Below are 17,852 nucleotides of genomic sequence, written 5' to 3' on the forward strand. Positions count from 1 at the left end.
GGAAAGAAAGCAGGCATTCTGGAATACAATATAAACAATTACAATTTAACTGTTTATGCTATTACTGATAGCAACAGGCTTACCGGAAAGGCATCACCATGCGCACCTTGGCCCGCACCCGCCACGAACTGGCAGCCTACCTGCAGGCGCGCCGCGCGCGGCTGTCGCCGGAAGACGTGGGCTTGCCCGGCGGTGGAAGGCGGCGTACGCCGGGCTTGCGCCGCGAAGAAGTGGCGGCGCTGGCCGGCGTGGGGCTGACCTGGTACACCTGGCTGGAGCAGGGGCGCGACATCGGCGTCTCGAGCGCCTTTCTCGACAAGCTGGCCGAAGTGCTGAAACTGGACGCGGGCGAACGCCGCCACCTGTTCCTGCTGGCGCATGCGCGTCCGCCGGCCGAAGAGGGCAAGACGTTTTGCGTGGTGCCGCCGCTGGTGCGCCGCCTGATGCACGAGCTGGCGCATCCAGCGTATGTGCTCAATTTGCGCTGGGACGTGCTGGCGTTCAACGGGGGCGCCGACACCCTGTTTGGCTTCGGCGCGCATGCCGCCTCGCGCCGCAATCTGCTGTGGCTCTTGTTTACCGACCCGCTGCTGCGATCCCGCTTCACGGCGTGGGAAGAGCAGGCGCCGCTGATGCTGTCGAGCTTTCGCCGCGACTATGCGCGCGCCACGCAGGAAGCGGATATCCACGCGCTGGTAGAGGAACTGGAAAAAGTCTCGCCCGAATTCAAGTTATGGTGGCGCCGCCACGACGTGCATGCGCCATGTGCCGGCGTACGCCGCCTGACAATCGACGGCGGGGAGGTCGCATATGAACACACCTCGCTCACCATCGATGCGGACCGCCATCTGCGGCTGGTGGTGTATGCACGCCAGGCGCAGGAGTGAACTGCGGCGCACAACGAAAAAACCGCTGATTCTCTTGCGAGAAATCAGCGGCTTCGAATTGGTTGCGGGGACAGGATTTGAACCTGTGACCTTCGGGTTATGAGCCCGACGAGCTGCCAGACTGCTCCACCCCGCAGACGAATTATATACCAGATTGTTGCGCGGCGTAAAGGCGTGAATTGACAATGTCATTCCTGCCCCGTCTGCCGGATATTGTCGTTGGCCAGCAATGGAAAAAGCCGCTGATCTTTTGCAAGAATCAGCGGCTTTCCGGTATTGGTTGCGGGGACAGGATTTGAACCTGTGACCTTCGGGTTATGAGCCCGACGAGCTGCCAGACTGCTCCACCCCGCACAAGAATTATAAGGGCAAACGGGTAGCTTAGGCAATAGCTATCTCAACTTAGGCTGCAATAGAGCTATTTAATTAAAAACCCCGGCCAATTGCCGATTGGCATTGTGTCCGCCCGACACGCCACGCCGCGCGCAATCGGTGTACAGTAAGCGTTACACTAGACTTCCATTTTCCCAAGCCCGCCCATGAAATTCTGCTCCGAATGCGCCCATCCTGTCAGCCTCTCCATTCCGGAAGGCGACAACCGTCCGCGCTATGTCTGCGCCAACTGCGACGCCATCCATTACCAGAACCCGAAAATGGTGGTCGGCTCCATCCCCGTGTGGGAAGAGGATGGCCAGCTGCAGGTCTTGCTGTGCAAGCGCGCCATCGAGCCGCGCCTGGGCTACTGGACCCTGCCTGCCGGCTTCATGGAAAACGATGAAACGACATCCGACGCGGCCGAACGCGAAACGGTGGAGGAAGCCGGCGCGAATATCGAACTGGGCCCCCTGTTTTCACTGCTGAACGTGCAGCGCGTGCACCAGGTGCACCTGTTTTACCTGGCGCGCCTGCGCGACCTCGATTTCGCGCCGGGCATCGAAAGCCTGGACGTGCAGATGTTTACGGAAGCGCAGATACCCTGGGATGACCTGGCATTTCCCACCATCCGCGCCACCCTGGAACTGTTCTTTGCCGACCGCGTGAAAATCCGCGAAGGCGGCAGCTATGGTTTCCATACGGGCGACATCACGCGCCCGATGGCGCGCACGGATGCAGAGCAAGCCCCCGAGTAAGCCTCCACCAACTGCCACCTTTGACGCCGCATGATTCCCTGGCTCGATACCCACACCCCGTTTCCCGACGTTTCGCGCGCCCTCACCGACGAGGCGCCCGGCCTGCTGGCGGCCGGCGCCGACCTGTCGCCCGCGCGCCTGCTCGACGCCTACCGGCGCGGCATCTTCCCCTGGTTTTCCGAAGGCCAGCCTATTTTGTGGTGGAGCACCGATCCGCGCATGGTGCTCATGACGGGGGACTTCAAGGTCTCCGACAGCCTGGCCAAGGCGATCCGCAAGGTCGAACGCAGCGCCGCCACGGACGGTCGCTGGCAGCTGCGCTTCGACGGCGATTTCGACGCCGTCATGCGCGCCTGCGCAGCGCCGCGCAAGGATGGCCCGGGCACGTGGATTTCCGACGAAATCATCGCCGGCTACACGGGCTTGCACAAGCTGGGTTACGCGCACTCGTCGGAACTGTGGCTCGATGGAGAACTGGTCGGCGGCGCGTATGGCGTGTCGATCGGACGCATGTTCTATGGCGAATCGATGTTCGCGCGCGTGACGGATGGCTCGAAGATCGCGCTGGCGCACCTCGTGCGCTTTCTGCACGCGCGCGGCGTGGCCATGATTGACTGCCAGCAAGAAACGAAGCACCTGGCCTCGCTGGGCGCGGCGCCCATTTCGCGCGCGCGCTTCCTCGCCCATGTGCGCGTCGCCATTGAAGCAGCGCAAATCACGGATTGGCAAGCTGCACCACCGGCATAAAAAAGCTATGATATCTCCACGCAGACTTCCATTGCCGCGGACAGACCAGACAGGATCAGCATGACGCACCTGAACGAACTACCGTTTGCCACCCTGCAGTTCTACACGACGGCGCCCTACCCGTGCAGCTATCTGGACGACCGCCAGGCCCGCTCGCAGGTGGCCACGCCTTCGCACCTGATCAACAGCGACGTGTATTCGGAACTGGTGCGCAACGGCTTTCGCCGCAGCGGCATTTTCACCTACCGCCCGTATTGCGATGGCTGCCAGGCCTGCATTCCCGTGCGCGTCGTGACGGGCGAGTTCACCCCGAACCGCAACCAGCGCCGCGCCTGGAGCCGGCACGCCGACCTGCAGGCGGGCGTGGCCACCCTGTCCTTCCTCGACGAGCACTACGAACTGTACCTGCGCTACCAGAGCACGCGCCACGCGGGCGGCGGCATGGACCAGGACAGCCGCGACCAGTATGCGCAATTCCTGCTGCAAAGCCGGGTCAACACGCGCCTGGTGGAGTTCCGCGATGCCGAAGGCATCCTGCGCATGGTCAGCATCATCGACGTGCTGGCCGATGGCCTGTCGTCCGTCTACACTTTTTTCGATCCCGACGTGCCGGGCGCCTCGTACGGCACCTACAACGTGCTGTGGCAAATCGCCCAGGCGCGCGAACTGGGCCTGCCCTACATCTACCTGGGCTACTGGATCGCACAAAGCCCGAAGATGGCCTATAAAATCAACTTCAAGCCGCTGGAAGCACGGATCAAGGGGCAGTGGGTGATCCTGTAAAACCTGGGATTATTTGGCAGGTCGGATTAGCGCGCAAGCGCGTAATCCGACACTGCGATGCCAACAATGGTGTCGGGTTACGGCGCTTCGCGCCTAATCCGACCTACTTGCTCTTGTCCGGAAACGCCGGACGCTTGGGCTGCACAGGCGGGTTCTTCGCCAGTTCGGCCTGGATCACCTCGATCGCCTTTTCCAGCTGAGGATCACGTCCGGCAATGACGTCGGCCGGCGTTTGCTCGACGTCGATATCGGGCGGCACGCCTTCGTTTTCCACGCCCCAGCCATTCTCGCGCGTCCAGAACGCCAGGTTCGGCGCCGTGATGAAGCCGCCATCCATCAGCACGGGGAAACCCAGCACGCCCACCAGGCCGCCCCACGTCGCCTTGCCGATCAGCGGGCCCATGTTATTTTTGCGGAACATCCACGGCAGCAGGTCGCCGCCAGAACCGGCCGTCTCGTCGATCAGCATGGCGCGCGGCCCCTGGATCGAAGCGGATGGTGTCTTCATGTCGGCGCCGTAGCGCATGGTCCACCAGGCGATTTCCTTCTTCTGCAGGATCTCGATGTAGTAATCGGCCACGCTGCCGCCGCCATTGAAACGCTCGTCGACGATGATGGCCTGCTTGTCCGCCTGCGGGAAGAAATAGCGCTTGAAGTAAGTGTGGCCCAGGCCCGCCGTATTCGGCACATACACATACGCCACCTTGCCGCCCGTCGCCGCATTCACCTTGCGCATATTGCCTTCGATCCAGTCGCGGTTGCGCAAGGCATCCTCGGTCGGCACGGGCACCACGGTGATGGTGCGCGCGCCCTTGCCGTCGGCCGATGGTCCTACGGTCAGGTCGATCGCCTTGCCGGCCGTGTTCTCGAAGGCGCTGTACAAGTTGGTGGGTGGCGCCAGCGGGCGGCTGTCGACGGCCAGCAGGTATTCGCCCGCCTTGACGTTCAGGCCCGGCTCCGTCAGCGGCGCGCGCAGGGCCGGATTCCAGTTCAAGCCGCCATATACCTTCTTGAAGCGGTAATGGCCATCGCTCACTTCATAGTCGGCGCCCAGCAAGCCCCCCGGCACCTTCTTCGCTTCGATAAAATCATCGCCGCCGCCGCCGCGGTGGTGGCCCACGGCCAGCTCGCTGCACATCCACTGGATCAACCGGTTCAGGTCCGCGCGGCTGGACAGCTCGGGCAGGAAGACGGCGTACTTGTCGCGCATGGCCTTCCAGTCCACGCCATGCATGCCCGGGTCATAGAAGTAATCGCGGTTGATGCGCCACACCTCGTTGAAAATCTGCGTCCACTCGGCGCGCGGATCGGCCTTTACTTCGATGGCGTCGACCTTGATCTTGCCTTCGCCCGGCGCCAGCAGCTTGCCCGTGGCGCTACCCATGGCCCAATTGTCCTTCTGGCGGTACAGCAGCTTCTTGCCATCGGCCGACACTTCGAATTCATCGGCTTCCGCCACCACGGTTTCCGCCTTGCGCTCCTTCAGGTCAAAACGCTGCACGGCCTTCTTGCCGTCGCTTTCGCGCAGCAAAAAGATCTGCCCTGCGGCACCCGCCGTCAGACTGGAGAACTGCGCGGCCGGCAGCGGCAAGTCGACGATGCGCGTGGCGATGCCGTCGAAATCGATGCTGATCGGCGCCACGGGCGCTACGGTCACTTTCGGATCGTCGCGGCCCGTCTTCGGATCGACCTTCGGTTCGTTTTTCGCTTCCGGCTCCGCCTTCGCCGTGTCTTTTTTACTCTCCGCGCTGGCGGCCTTTTCCTCGTCGCTCTCCTTGATCAGGGGCGACGGCAAGTCGCGCCGCAGCACGGCCATCCACACGGTGCGCGTCACCAGGTTGTCTTCATTCTGCTGCGAGAACCAGTTGTTGCTGGGACCAGCGTTCGTCGAAGCGAAGAAATACAGGTATTTGCCGCTCTTGTCGAACACGGGCTGGGCCACGTCGGACAAGCCATCGGTCACGGGCATCGACTTGTTCTGCTCGACGGAATAGATGTAGGCGCTGCGCGTGTAGGTGGGCGAATTGAGCGTGTAGGCCAGCCAGCGCGAATCGGGCGCCCACGAGGCGCGCATGCTCTTGTCGACGCCATACATCGGCTCCGTGGCGACCTTCTGCACCTTGCCCGTGCCGATGTCGATCACATACATGCTCCAGCCATTGTCGGCAAACGCGATCTTCCTGCTGTCGGGCGACCAGACGGCGCTGTCATAGAAGCCGCTGCCATTCAGCTTGAACTTGCGCACGGCACCCTTGCCATCCTGCGCCCGCACATGCAGTTCATACTCGCCCGACTCGTCCGAGAAATACGCGACCGAGCGGCCATCGGGCGACCAGATCGGCGTGCGCTCGTGGGCGCCGGCCGTCTGCGTCAGGTTGCGCACATCGCCCTTGTCGGCGGGGATGGTGACGATCTCGCCCCGGTACTCGAAGGCGATGCGCGCGCCCGACGGCGAAATCGACGCGTCGCGGATGTATTTCGCGCTCTTGACCCAGCGCGGGCGCGTCTGCCCCAGGTCGCTGGCCACGGCGATGGTCAGCTTGTGCGCCTGGCCGCTGGCGATGTCGAGCGCGTGCAAATAGCCGGCCTGCTCGTAGACGATGGTGCCGTTCGCGGCCGACGCGTTCAGCACGGGGAAATCCGCGTGCCGCGTCAGCTGGCGCACGGATTTCGTCTTGACGTCATACGCAAACAGGTTGAATTCGCCGTTGCGGTCGGAGCGGAAGTACACGCTGTCGCCCAGCCACATGGGGTCGACGTCGTTCGAGCGCGTCGTCGGCTGGGGGATTTTTTCGATGGATTTGTCGCTGGATGAAAACAGCCAAAGCCAGGAATTGGTGCCGCCCCGGTAGCGCTTCCACTGCTTGAAGGCCGGCGCCAGCGGGTTGTAAACGATGCGCTTGCCATCGGGCGAATAAGCGGCGCGCGAGGCGTTGGGGATTTCCAGCTGGGTTTCCACCCCGCCCGCCACGGGCACCGTAAACAGCTTCTGGAAGCGGTTGTTGAAGGCGGCGCGGGGCGAGGTGAACATCACTGCCTGGCCATCGGGGGTGAACGACTGCGCCAGGTCCGCGCCCGGGTGGAAGGTCAGGCGGCGCGGCACGCCGCCGGCCGCCGCGATCACATACACGTCGACATTGCCGTCGATGTTGGCGCTATACGCGATCTGGCTGCCATCGGGCGAAAACACGGGATGGGACTTGTCGCCCAAGTCGGAAGTGAGGCGCCGCGCGCCGCCGCCGTCGAGGTTCGACAGCCACAGGTCGCCCGCATAGATGAAGGCGATGTGGCGGCTGGAGACGGCCGGTTCGCTCAGCATGCGGGTGTCTTGCGTATTGGGCAGTGCCAGGGCCGGGTGGCTCAGCAGCAGTGCGCTGGCGGCTGCGATGGCCGTCAAGATGCGTGTCTTTTTCAATCGATGTCTCGCTTATGAAGTAAACAGAACAGAGAAGAAACAGGAAAGTCCAAGGCCGGATGCGGATTATCAATGGATCAATATTGCATTTGGCCAACAAGAACTATACACCCGGCAGCCGCGTGGAACACGGTAAAATACGGCACTTATTTCGCGCGCCGCCAGCCCTTCCCGGCGGCCCGCACACCTACTCAAAGCGCCCCATGTCTGAAAAATTCCTGTACTCCCTCGCCCGCCCGCTGCTGTTTTCGATGGATGCCGAAGCGGCCCACCATCTCACCCTGCCCGCCCTGAAACGCGCCAGCGCGCTGGGCCTGACGAAGCTGGCCGGCAAGCCGGCAGCCGACCCGCGCACGGTGATGGGCATCACCTTCCCCAATCCCGTGGGCCTGGCCGCCGGCCTGGACAAGGATGGCGCCTACATCGACGCGCTGGCCGACCTGGGCTTTGGCTCCATCGAAGTGGGTACCGTCACGCCGCGCGCGCAGGCGGGCAATCCGAAACCGCGCATGTTCCGCCTGCCGCAAGCGCAGGGTATCATCAACCGCATGGGCTTTAACAATGGCGGCGTGGACGCCTTTGTCGCCAACGTGCAGGCGTCGAAGTTCTACCAGGACCGCGCCGGTGTGCTGGGCCTGAACATCGGCAAGAATGCCGACACGCCCATCGAGCGGGCGGCCGACGACTATCTGCTGTGCCTGGAAAAAGTCTACCCGTATGCCAGCTATGTGACGGTGAACATCTCGTCGCCGAACACGAAAAACCTGCGCCAGCTGCAGGGCGCGTCGGAACTCGACGCCCTGCTGTCGCAGCTCAAAGATGCCCAAGCGCGCCTGGCGGACAAGCACAAGCGCTACGTGCCGCTGGCCCTGAAAATCGCGCCGGACATGGATGGCGAACAGGTGAAAAGCATTGCCGACTCGCTCACGCGCCACCAGATCGACGGCGTCATCGCCACCAACACGACCCTGTCGCGCAGCGCCGTGGAAGGCATGCCGCACGGCGCGGAAGAGGGCGGCCTGTCGGGCGCGCCCGTGTTCGAGCTGTCGAACAATGTGATCCGCCTGCTGAAGGCGGAACTGGGCGACGCGCTGCCCATCATCGGCGTGGGCGGCATCATGCAGGGCAGCGACGCCGTGGCCAAGCTCGAGGCGGGCGCGCAGCTGGTGCAGCTGTACAGCGGCCTGATTTACGCCGGTCCCGCGCTGATCAAGGATTGCGCGCGCGCGCTGCGCGGCAAACAGGCGAAATGATAGCCAAGGTCAAGCTGGGTTCCAGCAGCCTGGAGGTGAGCCGGATCTGCCTGGGCACGATGACCTTCGGCGAGCAGAACAGCGAAGCCGAAGCGCACAGCCAGCTCGATTACGCGCTGGAGCGGGGCATCAACTTCGTCGACACAGCCGAGATGTATCCGGTGATGGCCAGCGCGCAGACGCAGGGCAGCACGGAGCGCTACATCGGCAGTTGGCTGAAGAAAAGCGGCAAGCGCAGCCAGATCGTGCTGGCCAGCAAGGTGGCCGGGCCGAATTCGCGCATGCACTGGATACGCAAGGGCAAGACGGACCACGACGCGGTCAACATCCGCGCCGCCGTCGAAGACAGCCTGCGCCGGCTGCAGACGGAGCACATTGACCTGTATCAATTGCACTGGCCCAGCCGCAACCTGCCCATCTTCGGCGCCAGCGTGTACAACCCGCGCAAGGAGCACGCCTCGGTCGCCATCGAAGACACCCTGGCCGTGCTGGGCAAGCTGGTCGAGGAAGGCAAGATCGGCCATATCGGCGTGTCGAACGAATCGTCGTGGGGCGTGTGCGAATACATCAAGCAGGCCGAGCTGAAAGGCTTGCCGCGCATCGCCTCCATCCAGAACCTGTACAACCTGACGGCGCGCCATTTCGAGACGAGCCTGCTCGACGAAACATGCCACCGGGAAAATGTCAGCTTGCTGGCCTACAGTCCGCTGGCGTTCGGCCAGCTGACGGCGAAATATATCGATGACCCGCAGGCCAAGGGCCGTTTGACGCGCTTCCCGGCCGGCTGGAGTCCCCGCTACGTGCGCCCCGCTACCGTCGCGGCAGCCAGCCAGTATGCGGCGCTGGCCCGCGCGCACGGCTTGACGCCGGCGCAGTTGGCGCTGGCCTGGTGCTACTCGCGCTGGTTCGTGGCCTCGACCATCATCGGCGCCACCAGCGTGGCGCAGTTGCAGCAAAATATCGACGCCCATCAAGTGACCCTGTCGCCGGAACTGGTGGCGGCCGTCGACGCCATCCACGCCAGCCTGCCCAATCCGGGACAGTAGGTGCGCTCCGTCTGGCGGCGCATGCCGCCGCCAGGCTCCCCACGCTCATCGCAGATAGTCGTATTTATACAACAGCTGGCAATTTACTGCTGTGCAGCATTGCGGCCTTGCCGTGCCCGGTCGTATGCTGGAAACGAGGCCATATGCGCTACCCGCGCCATTTGGACGTGTATCAGACATTTATTGCATATCGATAGACAGAACGATTCGTAAGCACGCCACAGGCCCACTGTTACTCTGATGTCATCACCGGACCGCCATGGTTCGCGCATCCACCAACCGAAGAGATATTGTCGATGAGTTCAAGCACCGCCCGCTCCCAGCTTCCCGCCCTGCCCGTGAAAACCGTTATCGCCGCCAGCCTGATCGCCTGCTTCAGCCTGCCAATGCAGGCGCAAGCGCAGCAAGAGCTGCCGGCCGAAGGTGAACTGCAATCGGTGGTGGTCACCGGCACCTTTGCCAAGAACCGCCGCACCATCGATTCCGAATCGCCTATCGACATCCTCACCTCGCGCGACCTGCAAAGCACGGGTTCGGGCGAACTGGCCACCGTGCTGGCGCGCCTGCTGCCATCGCTGAACTTTGCCCGCGCCACGGGCGCCGACGCCAGCGACGCCGTGCGTCCGGCCCAGCTGCGCGGCCTGTCGCCCGACCAGACCCTGGTGCTGGTGAACGGCAAGCGCCGCTACACCTCGGCCGTCGTCAACGTCAACGGTTCCCTGGGCCGCGGCTCGGCGCCCGTCGACCTGAACGCCATCCCGCTGGCCGCCATCGACCACGTGGAAGTGCTGCGCGATGGCGCGGCGGCCCAGTACGGTTCCGATGCGATCGCCGGCGTGATCAACATCATCCTGAAAAAAGGCGCGGCCGGCGGCGATATCGAAGTGGGCTATGGCCAGACGCAGGAACGCGACGGCAAGCAAAAATCCATCAAGGGTTCGGCCGGCTTCGCCCTGGGTGACGACGGCTGGGTGCGCGTCTCGGCGGAAGTGGCGGAACGCGACCCGACCAACCGCGCCGGCGCCGACTTCCGCAATCCGCTGGAACCGCGCTACGGCAAGGTCAACCAGCGCTATGGCGATCCGGAAAGCAAGCCGGCAACGATTTTCCTCAACAGCGAATACCGCATCAACGACAATATCGACTGGTATGCCTTCGGCAATTATGGCAAGCGCGACACGTCGGCCGCCGCCACCTGGCGCACGGCCCTGATCCAGGACCCCGTCACCAAGGTCTACTCGCAGCGCACGCCGATCTATCCGGAAGGCTTCTTGCCGCTGCAAAACAGCACCTTGACGGACCAGTCCCTCGTCACGGGCTTGCGCGGTGAAGCGGCCGGCTGGCGCTGGGATGCCAGCATCAATTACGGCAGCAACAAGTTCGAACTGGACCTGGACAACACGGTCAACCAGTCGCTGGGCGCGAACAGCCCCACGCATTTCTACGCCGGTTCGCTGAAAAACGAACAGACCGTATTCAATCTGGACGCAGCGCGCGAGTTTCCCGTCTCCTACTTTACGGGTCCGCTGACTGTAGCCGTCGGCGCGGAAGCGCGGCATGAGAAATACAGCATCGGCGCCGGCGACGCAGCGTCGTACACAGGCGGCGGCTCGCAAGGCTTTGCCGGCTTCCGCCCTGTCAACGCAGGCAGCCACTCGCGCCACAACGAGTCGATCTATGTGAATCTGGAAGCGGAAGCGACGAAGAAACTGTCGGGCGGCGTGGCCCTGCGCCATGAGCGCTACAGCGATTTCGGCAGCACCACCTCGGCCAAGGGCTCGGCCCGCTACTCCTTCACGGACGCGCTGTCCTTGCGCGGCACCGTATCGAGCGGCTTCCGCGCGCCATCGCTGGCGCAGCAGTACTACACCATCACCACCACCAACTTCCAGGTTATCAACGGCAACAATACGGCCATCGAGACGGGCACCTTTGCCGTCAACACGCCGCAGGCGCGCGCCTTGGGCGCACAGGACCTGAAACCGGAAAAAGCCCGCAACTACAGCCTGGGCCTGCAGTTCCAGCCTAACCGCAACTTCACCACGACGGTAGACGCCTACCGCATCGACATCGACAACCGCATCCTGTTCTCGGCCAACCTGGCGCTGAACGACAAGCTCAAGGCCCAGCTGGCGACGCAAGGCTCGAGCGTGGGCGCGGCGCGCTACTTCACCAACGCCGTCGACACGCGCACGGAAGGCGTGGACATCGTCAGCACCTACCGCATCGACCTGCAGGACAAGGACCGCCTCGATCTCACCGTGGCCTACAACCATAACAAGAGCACGGTACAGAAAATCGCCGACAATCCAGCCATCCTGACGGCCAACAACCTGAAACTGATCGACCGCCAGAGCATCGACCGCATCACGGTGGCCTCGCCGAAGGACAAGTTCAGCCTGGCCGCCGACTACGGCTTCGGCATCTGGAATGCGCACGGCGTCGTGACGCGCTACGGCAGCTTCACCGTGCCGCAGAACGATGTCAAGCTGGACCAGACGTATGATCCGCAATGGGTGCTGGACGTGTCCGGTTCCGTGAAACTGGGCAAGAACTGGCGCCTGGTGGCCGGCATCGACAACGTCACCAACCGCTACCCGGCGCAAGTGACGAGCGCGGGCAACCTGAACGTCAACGGCACCCAGCCGTACAGCATCTTCGCGCCGAACGGTTTCAACGGCCGCTACTACTACGCCAAGGCTGGCTATAGCTGGTAAATAGCGCTCTGCCATGCAAAAAGCCCGGAACGCATCGCGTTTCCGGGCTTTTTCATGTCTTGCGCCCGCAGGCGCATCAGGCTCAGGCGCGACGGCGGCGCGCGACAAAACCGACCAGGCCCAGGCCCAGCATCAGCATGCCGTAGGTCGCTGGCTCAGGCACGGCAGAGACGGAGTTGTACGCGCGGAAATTGCTCAGGCCACGCGGCAGGTTGGCAATGCTGAAGACCGTATTCGCGGCAAGCGGCGTGTCCCAGTGGAACAACAGTTCGCCACGGCCATAATGCACGGCCAGGTAGTCAAAGCTGGAGTTGACGGTAAACGAACCGGACTTGCTGCTGGCCAGGTCGCCTTGAGCGGCAAAGACCAACGAGCCGGCGCCGCTGGAGGGCAGGCCAAACTTGCTGCTGACCAAGCTCTTGATGGCGGCCGTGCTTTGCGCGCCGGCCGGGTTGGCGCCGTCATAGACCCAGACCGCGTCCGCTGCCACGCTGCCATAGGTGACGGTATTGCCGCCCACCAGGAAGCCGCTCATGGCAGGGTCGGTGATTTCCACCCAGCTAGCAGCCTGGGCCAATGGCGCCAGGCAAGCCGAGACAGCGAGGCAGAGACCCAGCACGGCATGTTTAGTCATGTTCATAGTTTCCCCTATCGATGAATTTCAAAAACTACAATGTTGATTATATTTTTGTTATATTTTTTTGCGATTGGACAAAAGATATCATCCAGGAAATCTAAATGCAATAAAAGAAACATCTTCGGCCATTGAAAATTTCAATTGGTCTTATCAATTTATTGGCGAGGCCTGCTATCACGGGGCTTGCCGCCATCGTTGCCATGAGCGCTCGCCGTTCCGGGGAACAGGATTGTTGTATCTCAGCACATGTAAAGTGGCAGGGTCGCCCTGCTCCAATGGCAAGCAGGAAGGTATGCGTGGTCATCCTGACACGCAATCGGCTACCATGGGTCTTACTCTTTTTGATCACGGATAAGCAACCATGCCCAGCTGGCACCTGGCCGACGCCGCCGAACTGGCGGCGCGCCATCCCTACACTTTCTATAAATCGCCACCCGAGGCCATCGCCCAGGTGCGCCCCGGCGAGGTGGTCAAGCTGATCTTCGCCTTCCACAGCGACGATCCGCAAGCGCCGGGCGCCGAGCGCATGTGGGTGCTGGTGGATACGGTCGAACCGCATGGCCACTTCACCGGCAAGCTCGACAACATGCCCGGCTACATCCAGGATTTACAGGCCAAGGACCCCGTCGCCTTCGATGCGCGCCACATCATCAATACCCAGCACGACGATGACGATAACCTCGTCAACCGCTATGCGGGCCTGTGCTTCGTGACGAAAAAAGTGCTGGAAGACGGCGCGCCCGTCGGTTATCTGTACCGCGAGGAGCCTGACAACGACGACGACAGCGGCTGGCGCTTCACGGCCAACGACGAGAGCGACGACTACATGCACGACAGCGCCAACGTGGCCCTCGTGTCGCTGGGCGCCGTGCTCAGCGTGGACGACCGTTTTATTGCCCTGCTGGATGCTCCGGCCGGCGCGGCCTATGCCTTCGACCACAACACGCAACAATTCATGGCGGTTGACGAATGACAATAGATGAATTGAAGGAATTTTGCGCGGCCCTGCCCGGCGCGCAAGCCGTGCTGTACGGTGCGCCGTCAAATATCCTCGTGTATGCAGTGGCGGGGAAAAAATTTTCGTACTTCAAGACCAGCGCACCGGAGCAGTGGCGCTTCAGCCTGCGGGTCAGCGCCGGGCGCTTTATCGAACTGACGGACATGCCGGGCGTGAAACCGGCCCGTTACATGGGCCGTTTTCACTGGGTAACGATCGTGGATGTGGCGCGCTTCCCGGCCGATTACCTGGCGAAGCTGGTCCAGGATAGCTACGCGCGCGCCGTGGCCAGCCTGACGCGCGCGCAAAGGGCAGCCATCGCCTAGAGGGCGTCCTCGCCCGCCATGGCACGGTCGATGTCTTCGCGCGTCAGGTCCGGCGCCAGTTGCAGGATGAACTCATAGGCGTACGCGCGCAGGTAGGCGCCGCGGCGCACGGCCAGGCGCGTCGTGTTGGTGGCGAACAGATGCGACGCTTCCACGGCCCGCAGACCCTTGTCGCGGCCATGATCGAAGGCCATCGAGGCGACGATGCCCACGCCCAGGCCCAGCGCCACGTATTGCTTGATGACGTCGGAATCCATGGCAGTGAGAATAATATCGGTCGCCACGCCCGCCTTGGCGAACGCATCGTCGATATGGCCGCGTCCCGTGAAACCCTTGTCGTAGGTAATCAGCGGATATTTCGCCAGGTCTTCCAGGCGGATGGGCGAATGCTCGAGCAGCGGGTGGCCGTCCGGCACGACGATCAAATGGCTCCAGCGGTAGCACGGGAACGACACGAGGTCGGGGAACTGGCTCAAGCCTTCCGTGGCGATGCCAATATCGGTCTTGCCGGACAGCACCCATTCCGCGATGTGCTCGGGCGCGCTTTGCTGCAGCGCGATACGCACGTCGGGGAAAGCGGCACGGAAGCTTTGCACCACTTTCGGCAGCGCATAGCGCGCCTGCGTGTGCGTGGCCGCCACCGATAACGTGCCGCTGGTCTGGCCGCTGTATTCGAGGCTGGCCTGCTGCAGGTTTTCCGCCTCGATCAAGAGGCGGTCGACGATCTTCAGGATACCCTTGCCCGGCTCCGTCAAGCCCGTCAAGCGCTTGCCGTTGCGCTCGAAAATCACCACGCCCAGCTCATCCTCGAGTTCGCGGATTTGCCGGCTCACGCCCGGCTGCGACGTGAACAGGGCGTTGGCCACTTCCGTCAGGTTATAGCCGCGGCGGGCCGCTTCGCGGATCGATCGCAATTGTTGAAAGTTCATGGCTATCCTGTATCAAGTTCGGGTGGGTTCAACAAATACATGGAGGCGTTTCGGGCGGACAACCAATGTCTCGCCTTCCTTCAGCTGCAGATGGGTAAAACGCTCGTTCGACATCACCGCTTCGATCAGCTCGCTGTTATCCACGCGCTGCAAATCCAGCTGGGCCAGCGGGCCGATGGCATGGGCGCGGCTCAGTTTCACAACGATGCCTTCCGCGCCCTGCGTGTAGCGGTCGATTTCCAGGTCGTGCGGACGCACATAGGCCGTGCCCTTGCTGTCGCTCACGCCCGCGTAATCGGGCACTTCGAAGCTGGCGTCGCCCGTGGCCATCACACCGTCGTGCACGCGGCCGTGGAACAGGTTGACGTTGCCGAGGAAGCCATACACGAAGGGCGAAGCCGGGTGGTTGTAGACTTGCTCCGGGGAACCGAGTTGCTCGACGGTGCCCTTGTTCATCAGCACCACCTGGTCCGCCACTTCCAGCGCTTCTTCCTGGTCATGCGTGACGAAAATGCTGGTGACGTGCAAGTCGTCATGCAGGCGGCGCAGCCAGCGGCGCAATTCCTTGCGCACCTTGGCATCCAAGGCGCCGAACGGCTCGTCGAGCAGCAGCACGCGGGGTTCGACAGCCAGCGCGCGCGCCAGGGCGATGCGCTGGCGTTGCCCGCCCGACAGCTGCGGCGGATAGCGGTCGGCCAGCCAGTCCAGCTGCACCAATTCCAGCAAATCCTTCACCTTGCGGCGAATCTGGTCTTCCGACGGGCGCTCGCTGCGCGACTTCACGCGCAAGCCGAAGGCGACGTTCTCGAACACCGTCATGTGCTTGAACAGTGCGTAATGCTGGAAGACGAAACCGACTTGCCGCTCGCGCACGTGGCGGTTCGACGCGTCTTCCGCGTCCAGCAGCACCTGGCCGCTGTCCGGATGTTCGAGGCCCGCAATAATGCGTAGCAAGGTGGTCTTGCCGCAACCGGACGGGCCCAGCAGGGCCGTCAATTCGCCGGCGGGAAAGTCCAGCGAGATATTGTCGAGGGCGACGAAATCGCCGAAACGCTTGTGGATGTTTTTAACTGCGATGGTCATATCAGTGCTCCGTAGAACGTAAGGCGGAATCGTCGGCGTCGCTCTCGTTCAAACGCCACTCAATGAAAGCTTTCAAGGCCAGGGTCACCAGCGCTAGCAGGGCCAGCAGGGAGGCGACGGCGAACGCGGCGGCGAAGTTGTACTCGTTGTACAGAATCTCCACCTGCAGCGGCATGGTGTTCGTTTCGCCGCGGATATGGCCGGACACGACGGACACGGCGCCGAACTCGCCCATGGCGCGGGCGTTACACAGGATCACGCCATACAGCAGACCCCACTTGATGTTCGGCAAGGTGACTCGGCGGAAGGTATTCCAGCCCGACGCGCCCAGCACGATGGCGGCCTCTTCCTCTTCGCTGCCCTGCGACTGCATCAGCGGGATCAGTTCACGCGCCACGAACGGGAAGGTAATGAAAATGGTGGCCAGCACGATGCCGGGCACGGCAAACAGTATCTTGATGTCGTGCGCCTGCAGCCACGGGCCGAACCAGCCCTGGGCGCCAAACATCAGCACATAGATCAGGCCGGAAATCACGGGCGAGACGGAAAACGGCAAGTCGATCAGGGTCAGCAAGATGCTCTTGCCGCGGAAGTCGAACTTGGCGATGCACCAGGATGCAGCCACGCCGAACACCAGGTTCAGCGGCACGGCGATGGCTGCCGTGATCAGGGTCAGCTTGATGGCGGAAATCGCGTCCGGGTCGATGATGGCGGCGATATACGCTTCCCAGCCCTTCTTGAACGCTTCCGCAAACACGGCCACCAGGGGCACGATCAAAAAGGTCGTCAGGAACAGCAGGGCGATGGTGATCAGTACCGTGCGCACCCACAATGGCTCCAGCACGACGGGGCCGACATTCGGCTCGAAGCGGCGCGCCGTCGGGCGCGCATTGTCCACGCCAGCGATGGCAGTCGTATTCGTACTCATGATTTCTTCGCCTTTCCGCGCGTCCATGCTTGCAGCAGGTTAATCGTCAACAACAGCAAAAAGGAGACCACCAGCATCACCACGGCGATGGCCGTGGCGCCCGCGTAATCGTATTGCTCCAGCTTGGTAATAATGAACAGCGGCGTGATTTCCGACACCATGGGCATATTGCCGGCGATAAAGATCACGGAACCGTATTCGCCCGTGGCGCGGGCGAAGGCCAGCGCAAAGCCCGTCAGCAAGGATGGCAAAATCGTGGGGAAGATGACGCGGATAAACGTTTGCAGGGAATTGGCGCCCAGGCTGGCGGCGGCTTCTTCCAGTTCCTTTTCCGCGTCTTCCAGCACCGGTTGCACGGTGCGCACGACAAACGGCAAGCCGATGAAGGTCAGCGCCACCACTACGCCCAGCGGCGTGAATGCCACCTTGATGCCCAGCACGCCTTCGATGAACTGGCCGAACCAACCGTTCGACGAATACAAAGCCGTCAGGGTGATGCCGGCCACGGCCGTCGGCAAGGCGAACGGCAAGTCGACCAGCGCGTCGATGATGCGCTTGCCAGGGAATTTATAGCGCACCAGCACCCAGGCCAGGATGCCGCCAAACACCACGTTCAGCAGCGCGGCGATCAGCGAAGCGCCAAACGTCAGGCGGTACGACGCCATCACGCGGTCGGACGTGACGGCGCTGAAGAAGGCGTCCCATGTCATGGTGAAAGTTTTCAGGAACACCGACGACAGCGGAATGAGGACGATCAAGGCCAGGTAAAAGAGCGTGAAGCCCAGTGACAGCTTAAACCCCGGCATGACCCGAAACGGCGCTCCGCGCGCCTTGAGCGGTGCTGCTGATGCTGCAGACATAGAAACTCCTTCTTATTACATTTTTGAGTTATAGGCCGCAATAATCACATGCAATCGTTATAAAAAGAACTAACCATTTCTCATTTGCTTAGATGGATTTTGCATACTTGCCGA

15 protein-coding genes and 2 tRNA genes are annotated in these 17,852 nt (G+C 62.4%); 9 read left to right on the plus strand and 8 right to left on the minus strand.

Annotation, left to right across the window (positions count from 1 at the left end):
* Window positions 1-98 precede the first annotated feature (98 nt).
* Window positions 99-887: a helix-turn-helix transcriptional regulator gene (locus tag JAB1_RS18540; protein WP_034785204.1), complete on the plus strand. Its 789-nt coding sequence runs from the start codon at window positions 99-101 to the stop codon at window positions 885-887.
* 59 nt (window positions 888-946) lie between these two features.
* On the opposite strand, the gene JAB1_RS18545 is transcribed toward JAB1_RS18540, so the two are convergent.
* Window positions 947-1,023: transfer RNA gene (locus JAB1_RS18545), tRNA-Met, on the minus strand.
* 141 nt (window positions 1,024-1,164) lie between these two features.
* Window positions 1,165-1,241 (minus strand) — tRNA-Met (locus JAB1_RS18550).
* A 185-nt stretch (window positions 1,242-1,426) separates the two neighbouring features.
* Between JAB1_RS18550 and JAB1_RS18555 the strand changes: the two genes are divergently transcribed.
* Genes JAB1_RS18555 through JAB1_RS18565 form a run of 3 tightly spaced genes read left to right on the plus strand, consistent with a single transcriptional unit; the run spans window position 1,427 to window position 3,547 of the window.
* Complete coding sequence (locus tag JAB1_RS18555; RefSeq protein WP_034785201.1) at window positions 1,427-2,017, plus strand: NUDIX hydrolase; 591 nt, start codon at window positions 1,427-1,429, stop codon at window positions 2,015-2,017.
* Window positions 2,018-2,047: 30 nt separating this feature from the next.
* Window positions 2,048-2,764 (plus strand): leucyl/phenylalanyl-tRNA--protein transferase, encoded by a 717-nt coding sequence (gene aat, locus JAB1_RS18560; RefSeq protein ID WP_070256654.1) that lies wholly within the window; start codon window positions 2,048-2,050, stop codon window positions 2,762-2,764.
* Between the two features lie 60 nt (window positions 2,765-2,824).
* Window positions 2,825-3,547: an arginyltransferase gene (locus JAB1_RS18565; protein WP_034785198.1), complete on the plus strand. Its 723-nt coding sequence runs from the start codon at window positions 2,825-2,827 to the stop codon at window positions 3,545-3,547.
* Window positions 3,548-3,650: 103 nt separating this feature from the next.
* Here JAB1_RS18565 and JAB1_RS18570 read toward each other — a convergent pair whose 3' ends face one another.
* The gene (locus tag JAB1_RS18570) at window positions 3,651-6,944 is read right to left on the minus strand and encodes a S41 family peptidase (protein WP_240317685.1); all 3,294 of its coding nucleotides are present in this window, start codon (window positions 6,942-6,944) and stop codon (window positions 3,651-3,653) included.
* A 221-nt stretch (window positions 6,945-7,165) separates the two neighbouring features.
* On the opposite strand from JAB1_RS18570, the gene JAB1_RS18575 reads away from it, so the two are divergent.
* The 3 genes from JAB1_RS18575 (at window position 7,166) to JAB1_RS18585 (ending at window position 11,978) form a co-directional block, all read left to right on the plus strand.
* Entirely contained in the window at window positions 7,166-8,215 is a 1,050-nt protein-coding gene (locus JAB1_RS18575) for a quinone-dependent dihydroorotate dehydrogenase (protein WP_070281332.1), read from the plus strand.
* Window positions 8,215-9,261, plus strand: a complete 1,047-nt coding sequence (locus JAB1_RS18580; protein ID WP_070281846.1) for an aldo/keto reductase — start codon at window positions 8,215-8,217, stop codon at window positions 9,259-9,261. Before JAB1_RS18575 ends, JAB1_RS18580 begins: the two co-directional genes overlap by 1 nt.
* A gap of 296 nt (window positions 9,262-9,557) precedes the next feature.
* Entirely contained in the window at window positions 9,558-11,978 is a 2,421-nt protein-coding gene (locus tag JAB1_RS18585; protein ID WP_070281333.1) for a TonB-dependent receptor, read from the plus strand.
* 82 nt (window positions 11,979-12,060) lie between these two features.
* On the opposite strand, the gene JAB1_RS30350 is transcribed toward JAB1_RS18585, so the two are convergent.
* On the minus strand, window positions 12,061-12,618 hold the full coding sequence (locus JAB1_RS30350; RefSeq protein ID WP_254672161.1) for a PEP-CTERM sorting domain-containing protein: 558 nt from the start codon (window positions 12,616-12,618) through the stop codon (window positions 12,061-12,063).
* Window positions 12,619-12,976: 358 nt separating this feature from the next.
* Here JAB1_RS30350 and JAB1_RS30355 point away from each other — a divergent pair, with 358 nt between their 5' ends.
* Window positions 12,977-13,588, plus strand: a complete 612-nt coding sequence (locus JAB1_RS30355) for a DUF2185 domain-containing protein (protein ID WP_070256663.1) — start codon at window positions 12,977-12,979, stop codon at window positions 13,586-13,588.
* Complete coding sequence (locus JAB1_RS18600; protein WP_070281335.1) at window positions 13,585-13,938, plus strand: MmcQ/YjbR family DNA-binding protein; 354 nt, start codon at window positions 13,585-13,587, stop codon at window positions 13,936-13,938. The genes JAB1_RS30355 and JAB1_RS18600 overlap by 4 nt, the downstream gene beginning before the upstream one ends.
* Here the strand turns inward: JAB1_RS18600 and JAB1_RS18605 are convergent.
* From JAB1_RS18605 to cysT, 4 genes are read right to left on the minus strand one after another with little or no spacing between them, the layout of a single operon-like run.
* Window positions 13,935-14,867, minus strand: coding sequence for a CysB family HTH-type transcriptional regulator (locus tag JAB1_RS18605; protein ID WP_070256667.1), 933 nt, complete (start codon window positions 14,865-14,867; stop codon window positions 13,935-13,937). The two genes, JAB1_RS18600 and JAB1_RS18605, sit on opposite strands and share 4 nt — an antisense overlap.
* A 12-nt stretch (window positions 14,868-14,879) precedes the next feature.
* Window positions 14,880-15,950, minus strand: coding sequence for a sulfate ABC transporter ATP-binding protein (locus tag JAB1_RS18610; protein WP_034747519.1), 1,071 nt, complete (start codon window positions 15,948-15,950; stop codon window positions 14,880-14,882).
* A gap of 1 nt (window position 15,951) precedes the next feature.
* A complete protein-coding gene (cysW, locus tag JAB1_RS18615) occupies window positions 15,952-16,878 on the minus strand; it encodes a sulfate ABC transporter permease subunit CysW (protein ID WP_034785420.1) in 927 nt (308 codons plus the stop codon).
* On the minus strand, window positions 16,875-17,684 hold the full coding sequence (gene cysT, locus JAB1_RS18620) for a sulfate ABC transporter permease subunit CysT (RefSeq protein WP_099408869.1): 810 nt from the start codon (window positions 17,682-17,684) through the stop codon (window positions 16,875-16,877). The genes cysW and cysT overlap by 4 nt, the downstream gene beginning before the upstream one ends.
* Between the last annotated feature and the right edge of the window lie 168 nt (window positions 17,685-17,852).

The organism is Janthinobacterium sp. MP5059B (assembly GCF_001758645.1).
Classification (GTDB): domain Bacteria; phylum Pseudomonadota; class Gammaproteobacteria; order Burkholderiales; family Burkholderiaceae_D; genus Janthinobacterium; species Janthinobacterium lividum.

Excerpts from the sequence above, each read along its gene's own strand:
- JAB1_RS18600 (WP_070281335.1), top strand. The coding sequence starts at position 13,585 with ATGACAATAGATGAATTGAAGGAATTTTGCGCGGCCCTGCCCGGCGCG.
- JAB1_RS18585 (WP_070281333.1), top strand. The coding sequence starts at position 9,558 with ATGAGTTCAAGCACCGCCCGCTCCCAGCTTCCCGCCCTGCCCGTGAAA.
- JAB1_RS18610 (WP_034747519.1), bottom strand. The coding sequence starts at position 15,950 with ATGACCATCGCAGTTAAAAACATCCACAAGCGTTTCGGCGATTTCGTC.
- JAB1_RS30350 (WP_254672161.1), bottom strand. The coding sequence starts at position 12,618 with ATGAACATGACTAAACATGCCGTGCTGGGTCTCTGCCTCGCTGTCTCG.
- JAB1_RS18555 (WP_034785201.1), top strand. The coding sequence starts at position 1,427 with ATGAAATTCTGCTCCGAATGCGCCCATCCTGTCAGCCTCTCCATTCCG.
- JAB1_RS18605 (WP_070256667.1), bottom strand. The coding sequence starts at position 14,867 with ATGAACTTTCAACAATTGCGATCGATCCGCGAAGCGGCCCGCCGCGGC.
- aat (WP_070256654.1), top strand. The coding sequence starts at position 2,048 with ATGATTCCCTGGCTCGATACCCACACCCCGTTTCCCGACGTTTCGCGC.
- JAB1_RS18565 (WP_034785198.1), top strand. The coding sequence starts at position 2,825 with ATGACGCACCTGAACGAACTACCGTTTGCCACCCTGCAGTTCTACACG.
- JAB1_RS30355 (WP_070256663.1), top strand. The coding sequence starts at position 12,977 with ATGCCCAGCTGGCACCTGGCCGACGCCGCCGAACTGGCGGCGCGCCAT.
- cysT (WP_099408869.1), bottom strand. The coding sequence starts at position 17,684 with ATGCCGGGGTTTAAGCTGTCACTGGGCTTCACGCTCTTTTACCTGGCC.
- cysW (WP_034785420.1), bottom strand. The coding sequence starts at position 16,878 with ATGAGTACGAATACGACTGCCATCGCTGGCGTGGACAATGCGCGCCCG.
- JAB1_RS18540 (WP_034785204.1), top strand. The coding sequence starts at position 99 with ATGCGCACCTTGGCCCGCACCCGCCACGAACTGGCAGCCTACCTGCAG.
- JAB1_RS18575 (WP_070281332.1), top strand. The coding sequence starts at position 7,166 with ATGTCTGAAAAATTCCTGTACTCCCTCGCCCGCCCGCTGCTGTTTTCG.